At 60.2% G+C, this 6,652-nt stretch carries 6 protein-coding genes; 3 read left to right on the plus strand and 3 right to left on the minus strand.

Annotation, left to right across the window (positions count from 1 at the left end):
* The first annotated feature begins 16 nt into the window (after positions 1–16).
* The 3 genes from AC07XF_RS26615 to AC07XF_RS26625 all read left to right on the plus strand — a co-directional run bounded on the left by AC07XF_RS26615 (position 17) and on the right by AC07XF_RS26625 (position 2,726).
* Positions 17–1,300 carry a Zn-dependent hydrolase gene (locus AC07XF_RS26615; RefSeq protein ID WP_495028880.1) on the plus strand — a complete coding sequence of 428 codons (1,284 nt, stop codon included), beginning with the start codon at positions 17–19 and terminating at the stop codon, positions 1,298–1,300.
* Positions 1,301–1,394: 94 nt separating this feature from the next.
* On the plus strand, positions 1,395–1,829 hold the full coding sequence (locus tag AC07XF_RS26620; RefSeq protein ID WP_495028881.1) for a carboxymuconolactone decarboxylase family protein: 435 nt from the start codon (positions 1,395–1,397) through the stop codon (positions 1,827–1,829).
* 3 nt (positions 1,830–1,832) lie between these two features.
* Positions 1,833–2,726, plus strand: coding sequence for a sigma-70 family RNA polymerase sigma factor (locus tag AC07XF_RS26625; protein ID WP_495028882.1), 894 nt, complete (start codon positions 1,833–1,835; stop codon positions 2,724–2,726).
* Between the two features lie 607 nt (positions 2,727–3,333).
* On the opposite strand, the gene AC07XF_RS26630 is transcribed toward AC07XF_RS26625, so the two are convergent.
* The 3 genes from AC07XF_RS26630 to AC07XF_RS26640 all read right to left on the minus strand — a co-directional run bounded on the left by AC07XF_RS26630 (position 3,334) and on the right by AC07XF_RS26640 (position 6,451).
* The gene (locus tag AC07XF_RS26630; RefSeq protein WP_095195000.1) at positions 3,334–4,101 is read right to left on the minus strand and encodes an SDR family oxidoreductase; all 768 of its coding nucleotides are present in this window, start codon (positions 4,099–4,101) and stop codon (positions 3,334–3,336) included.
* A 172-nt stretch (positions 4,102–4,273) separates the two neighbouring features.
* On the minus strand, positions 4,274–5,341 hold the full coding sequence (locus AC07XF_RS26635) for a phosphotransferase family protein (protein WP_495028883.1): 1,068 nt from the start codon (positions 5,339–5,341) through the stop codon (positions 4,274–4,276).
* 144 nt (positions 5,342–5,485) lie between these two features.
* Complete coding sequence (locus AC07XF_RS26640) at positions 5,486–6,451, minus strand: 2-hydroxyacid dehydrogenase (RefSeq protein WP_495028884.1); 966 nt, start codon at positions 6,449–6,451, stop codon at positions 5,486–5,488.
* Between the last annotated feature and the right edge of the window lie 201 nt (positions 6,452–6,652).

Genomic DNA, 6,652 nt, shown 5'->3' on the forward strand with positions numbered 1-6,652 from the left:
GCCAGAGGAGATCATCATGAACGCGGCCGTAGACGTTCTGCAGTCCAGCCATCAGCACATCAACCGCGACCGCCTGTGGCAATCGCTCATGGAGCTGGCCAAACTCGGCGCCACGGTCAAGGGCGGCGTGTGTCGCCTGGCCTTGACTGATCTCGATCGCCAGGCCCGGGACATCTTCGTCAAATGGTGCCAGGAGGCCGGCTGCACCGTCAGCATCGACGCCGTTGGCAACATCTTCGCCCGCCGTTCCGGACGCAATCCCGACCTGCCACCGGTGATGACCGGCAGCCACATCGACACCCAACCCACTGGCGGCAAGTTCGATGGCTGCTTCGGTGTGTTGGCGGGCGTCGAAGTGCTACGCACCCTCAATGACCTGAACATCGAAACCGAAGCACCGCTGGAAGTGGTGGTCTGGACCAACGAAGAAGGCTCGCGCTTCGCCCCGTGCATGATGGGCTCCGGCGTGTTCGCCGAAAAATTCACCCTCGAAGAAACCCTGGCCAAGGTCGATGCCGATGGCGTGACTGTGGGTGAAGCACTGAATGCCATTGGCTACGCCGGCCCGCGCAAAGTCAGCGGCCACAAAGTCGGTGCCTACTTCGAAGCCCACATCGAGCAAGGCCCGATCCTGGAGGACGAACGCAAAACCATTGGCGTAGTGATGGGCGCCCTCGGGCAGAAATGGTTTGACCTCAAACTGCGCGGCGTCGAAGCCCACGCCGGCCCGACCCCGATGCACCTGCGCAAGGACGCCCTGGTCGGCGCTGCGGTGATCGTCGGTGCACTCAACCGCGCCGCCCTCAGCCATCAACCCCATGCCTGCGGCACCGTCGGTTGTCTGCAAGCCTATCCCGGCTCGCGCAACGTCATCCCCGGCGAAGTGCGCATGACCCTGGACTTCCGGCATCTGGAACCGGCGCGCCTGGACTCGATGATCGCCGAAGTGCGCGAAGTCATCGAAACCACTTGTGACGAACACGGCCTGACCTTCGAACTCACCCCAACGGCCGACTTCCCGCCGCTGTACTTCGACAAGGGCTGCGTCGAAGCCGTGCGCGGCGCTGCCCAAGGCCTGGGTCTGTCGCACATGGACATCGTCAGCGGAGCAGGGCACGACGCAATCTTCCTTGCCGAACTCGGCCCGGCAGGGATGATCTTCGTGCCGTGCGAAGGCGGCATCAGCCACAACGAAATCGAAAACGCCGCGCCGGATGACCTGGCGGCCGGGTGTGCGGTGCTGTTGCGGGCGATGCTGGCGGCTTCGGCGGCGGTTGCCAAGGGTGAGTTGGCTGCTTGAACTGTGTGACGTGCGCTGAATGTTTCAGTGCACGTCACAAAGCGCAAACGTCAATCGTCATCCTGTTGAACCCCTCAATCAGTGGAGCAACACAATGTCGTCCAACACCCAAGCGGTCAACCTGCTGCAATCGATTCCACAGGTTTTCGAAAGCCTGACCCAGGTCCATATCGCACTCAACAATCATGACCTCAACCCCAGCCTCAAGCACTTGATCCACCTGCGCGCCTCACAAATCAACCAATGCGGTTTCTGCGTGAAGATGCACACCCGCGAAGCCCGTGAGGCCAACGAAACCAACGAGCGTCTGGATCGCCTGATCGTCTGGCGTCACGTCAGTGATTTCAGCCCTGCGGAGCGCGCTGCGCTGGCGTGGACCGAAGCCTTGACGGCGCTCGATGAAAAAACCGATTACGCCAGCCTGCGCGGTGAGCTGAGGGCACATTTCAACGACGAACAGATCGGCGCCTTGACGGCCGAGATCGGCATGATCAACCTGTGGAACCGCTTACAGGTGTCGAGGCACTGATTGATGAATTCCGCTGAAAACGCCGCCACTGTGTTCGAGCAGCGCCGGCCCTTTTTGCTCGGTCTGGCCTATCGCATTCTCGGCTCGCGCGCCGAAGCCGAGGATGCGCTGCAAGAGTTGTTCATCAAGTGGCTGGAGGCGGACCGCGCCTCCATCTCCACGCCGGCCGCCTGGCTGACCACGGCCTGCACCCGGCACTGCATCGATGTGCTGCGCTCGGCGCACAAATCCCGTGTCGACTACATTGGCACCTGGTTGCCGGAGCCGATTCACACGACCCACCAGGACTCACCCGAACACATGCATGAACTGGCTTCGTCGCTGTCCACCGCGTTCGTGTTGTTGTTGCAACGGCTGACACCCAAGGAGCGTGCCGCGTACCTGCTGTACGAAATTTTCGACATGGATTACGGGCAAGTCGCCGACGCAGTCGGAGTGCAGGAAGCCGCTTGCCGAAAACTGGTGTCGCGGGCCAAGTCCAGTCTTGGCGGTGCCCAAACCCGCTATCAACCGGAACCCGCGCGCCAAAGCCAGTTGCTGAGTGCCTTCCACAACGCCATCGCCAATGGTTCCACGGCGAACTTGAGCGCGATGCTGAGCGAAGACGTCGAACTCTGCGCCGACAGCGGCGGCAAGGCTTCGGCGATCCGTGAAACGCTGTTTGGCATCGAAAGCGTGCTGGATTTCATTGGTCAGTCGTTGCACACCTATTGGCAAACGTGTGAATGGCTACCCATTGAAATCAATGGTGCTCAAGGTGTGGTGATCAAGGCCGACGGTGTTATCACCGCGTCGATGACGTTTGCTTTCGACGAAACGGGGCGGGTGAACCGGGTTTTCATCATGCGTAATCCGGACAAGTTGGCGGGGCTGGGTGCGTCCTTTAACGTGCAATAGTCAAAGGACCACCGTCCCTTCAAGCTTTTCATTGCCCCGTTCGTAAACCGCTGAAGGAGCAGCCCCATGAGGCCAGCTCGCATTGATCGAAGAATAGCGTTACGAACTGCAAAGCAATTTCCTGCAACACCCTGATCCGGTGATGTAAGAACTGCCAGCTTTTACCGGCGTTGGCCACCGGCTGGGCCATCAGTGATTCGCAAATATTTATTTTTGTGACAGGTGTGTGGATTTTGCACACCGGTTCTGTTGTCACAAAAATGTGTCGATCACTTATCGCGGGTCAACCTATGAAAAATCTTGGGAAACGCGTTACCTCACCATTGTCGCTGGCATTCTGCGTGGCGATTCTCGGCGGCTGCGCCAGTCCGCCACCCCCTCCAACAGTCACGCGACCCCCTCCTGAACGTACCTGCCAGGCCATGGATAAAACCGATGTCCTGGGCGATGTACGGGGTGAAAACGGGCAGGTGACCCGATTAACCACCACGACTCGCTGCGTCACGCAATAAATCCGGGCGCTGCGATGCGCAACAACCCCGACTTGCCCGGGGTATCACTCTGTGGGAGCGAGCTTGCTCCCACAGGGATTGTGGTACTCAGGCCATCAGGACAGGAAACCGCCATCCACATTCAGCGAAACACCTGTGGTGTAGCTCGACGCATCGCTGGCCAGGTACAACACCGCCCCCGCCATCTCACTCGGATCCGCCACCCGCTTCAACGGAATTTGCTGCAAAGCGGTGTTCAGAATGGCTTCGTTTTTTACCAGTGCCGAGGCGAATTTGGTGTCGGTGAGGCCCGGCAGCAAGGCATTGCAACGAATCCCGAACTGCGCGCATTCCTTGGCAAACACCTTGGTCATGTTGATCACGGCTGCCTTGGTCACCGAGTAGATGCCCTGGAACACGCCCGGCGAAACGCCGTTGATCGAGGCAACGTTGATGATGCTGCCGCCGCCGTTTTCGCGCATCAGTTTGCCGGCTTCGACCGACATGAAGAAGTAGCCGCGGATGTTGACGTCGACGGTTTTCTGGAAGGCGCTGAGGTCGGTGTCCAGGACGTTGCAGAACTGTGGGTTGGTTGCGGCGTTGTTGACCAGGATGTCCAGGCGGCCGAATTGTTCCTTGATGCCGGCGAAGACCTGGCTGATCTGTTCCATTTCGCCGATGTGGCAGGCAATGGCGGTGGCCTTGCCGCCGGCGGCGATGATGGCGTCGGCGACGTGTTGGCAGCCGTCGAGTTTGCGGCTCGAGACGATGACATGGGCGCCTTGCTGGGCCAGCAGTTTGGCGATGGCTTCACCGATGCCACGGCTGGCGCCGGAGACGAAAGCGATCTTGCCGTCGAGGTCGAACAACTGAGTCTTGGACATGGGATTCCCTTATAAAAAGTCTTGTTATCGAGTCAAATGCCGGGGGTGTCGCTGATGCTGTTTGGTAGGGACGGCTTGCTGCGTTTGGTCAGTGAACGGGCGTTATCGTTCACGACCTTCGCGAGCAAGCTCGCTCCTACAGGGGATTGTGTGTAATCGAGCAGAATCAGGGTCACAGGGTGGATTTCTGGATGACCTGCAGGCTCATCTGTTCCAGCAGTTTGTTCATGTGAATGAACTGCGCGAAACGTTTGTCCTGGGTCTGGCCGTGGTAGAAGCGGTAGTAGATCTGCTGCACGATGCCGGCCAGGCGGAACAGGCCGTAGGTGTAGTAGAAGTCGAAATTGTCGATGCGGATGCCCGAGCGTTCGGCGTAGTAATCGACGAACTCGCGACGGGTCAGCATGCCCGGCGCATGGCTTGGCTGGCGGCGCATCATCTGTACCGGTGCCGGATCATTGGCTTCAATCCAGTAGGCGAGGGTGTTGCCCAGGTCCATCAGCGGGTCGCCGAGGGTGGTCAGCTCCCAGTCGAGCACGCCGATGATCTGCATCGGGTTGTTCGGGTCGAGGATCACGTTGTCGAAGCGGTAGTCGTTGTGCACGATGCTGGAGGTCGGATGGTCGGCCGGCATCTTGTCGTTGAGCCAGGCTTTGACCGTTGCCCATTGTGGTGCATCGGGGGTCAGGGCTTTTTCGTAGCGATCACTCCAGCCTTTGATTTGCCGCGCCACGTAACCTTCGGGTTTGCCGAGGTCACCGAGGCCGTAGGCGTTGTAGTCGACCTGGTGCAGTTCGACGAACTTGTCGATGAAACTCTTGCACAGGGCTTCGGTTTTCGTCGCATCCAGGCCCAGCTCCGGTGGCAGGTCCGAGCGCAGGATGATGCCGTTGACCCGTTCCATGACATAGAACTCGGCACCGATCACCGAGTCGTCGGTGCAGTGCACGTAGGCTTTCGGGCAGTACGGAAAACCGTCGCGCAATTGATTGAGGATGCGGAATTCACGACCCATGTCGTGGGCCGACTTGGCCTTGTGGCCGAAGGGCGGGCGACGCAGGACGAATTCCTGTTCGGGGTATTCCAGCAAGTAGGTGAGGTTTGAAGCGCCGCCCGGAAACTGGCTGATCTGCGGCAAACCGCTGAGCCCCGGAATATGGGCCTTGAGGTACGGATCGATCAGGCTGGCATCGAGTTCTTCGCCGGTGCGGATACGGGTGGACTGGTCAGTAAGCGCCATGCTTATCCCTTCTGCTTATTCTGGAGGCCTGAAACTATTGGCTAATCTAATGCGCACACGGCGCACCCACAACCGCGAACGGCTCTTATAGGTGAGCGTGTTGCCGGCCAATCATTGTTTTTGATACAGCTGTTTGAATCGTCGTCAATGGGTGACCCGGCTCATGGCGGGCGGCAAGTCGATCGGCGTGAGCACCGGTTGGCCGGAGAAAAACGCCACGAGGTTCTTGCCCACCAGTTCGACGGTGCCTTGGGTGGCTTCCGGGGACAGCCCGGCGACATGGGGCGTGAGGATCACATTGCTCAGGGTCTTGAGCACATCCGGTACTTTCGGTTCGGCGTCGAACACATCCAGCGCGGCGCCGGCGATCCGGCGTTGCTCCAGGGCGGTGATCAGGTCGGTGGTGACAATCACGCTGGCCCGGGCAATGTTGACGATAAACCCCTTGGGGCCCAGCGCGTCGAGCACGTGGCGATTGATCAGGTGCCTGGTGCCCAGGCCGCCGGGCGTGGCGACGATCAGGAAGTCCGAGGCGCGCGCCAGTTCGGTCGGCGTCGAGCAGAACGTGTAGGGCACATCGCTGCGATGCTGGCGATTGTGGTAGCACACGCTCATGTCGAAGCCGTTGGCGGCGCGTTTGGCGATGGCCATGCCGACCGCGCCGAGACCGAGGATGCCCAGGCGTTTGCCGGCGAGGGAAGGGCGCATGATTTTCGGCCATTCGCCGCGCCGTACGGCGGCATCACAGCGGGGCACGTCGCGCACCAGCGACAGCAGCAGCGCCATGGCATGGTCGGCGACGGACGAGGCGTTGACCCCGGCGCCATTGGTGACGGTGATGCCCCGGTCGGCGGCGGCCTGCAGGTCGACGTGTTCATAGCCGGCGCCGATCACGCAGATGATCTTGAGGTTGGGCAGCGCGGCGATTTCATCGGCATACAGCCCCAATGGGCCACGGGTGAGGACGGCGTCGATCTGCCCGGCGTGCCGGGCGATGGCTTCGGCACGCTCGGCGGGTGTCGGGGCGAGAATCAGGTGAAAGCCCTGATGTTCCAGGATGGGCAGGTAATCATTGATGGTTTCAACCAGTACTAGAACAGTTACAGGCATGCTTGGCTTCCTGTGGGCATCGAAAAATCGGCTCGAACGTCACTTGAGATTGCTGATTTGAGGATAGCTTGGCAACCGCCTCCGATCGCGGCCTGCGCCATTTCATGCGGAGCTGCGTGTAGGCGCTGGCTTGCCAGCGATGGTCGTTAACGATAACGCGTGTGAACCGGATAAACGCGGCGCACTTGAGTCCATCGCCAG

It is taken from the genome of Pseudomonas sp. GW821-FHT01C01 (assembly GCF_059422645.1).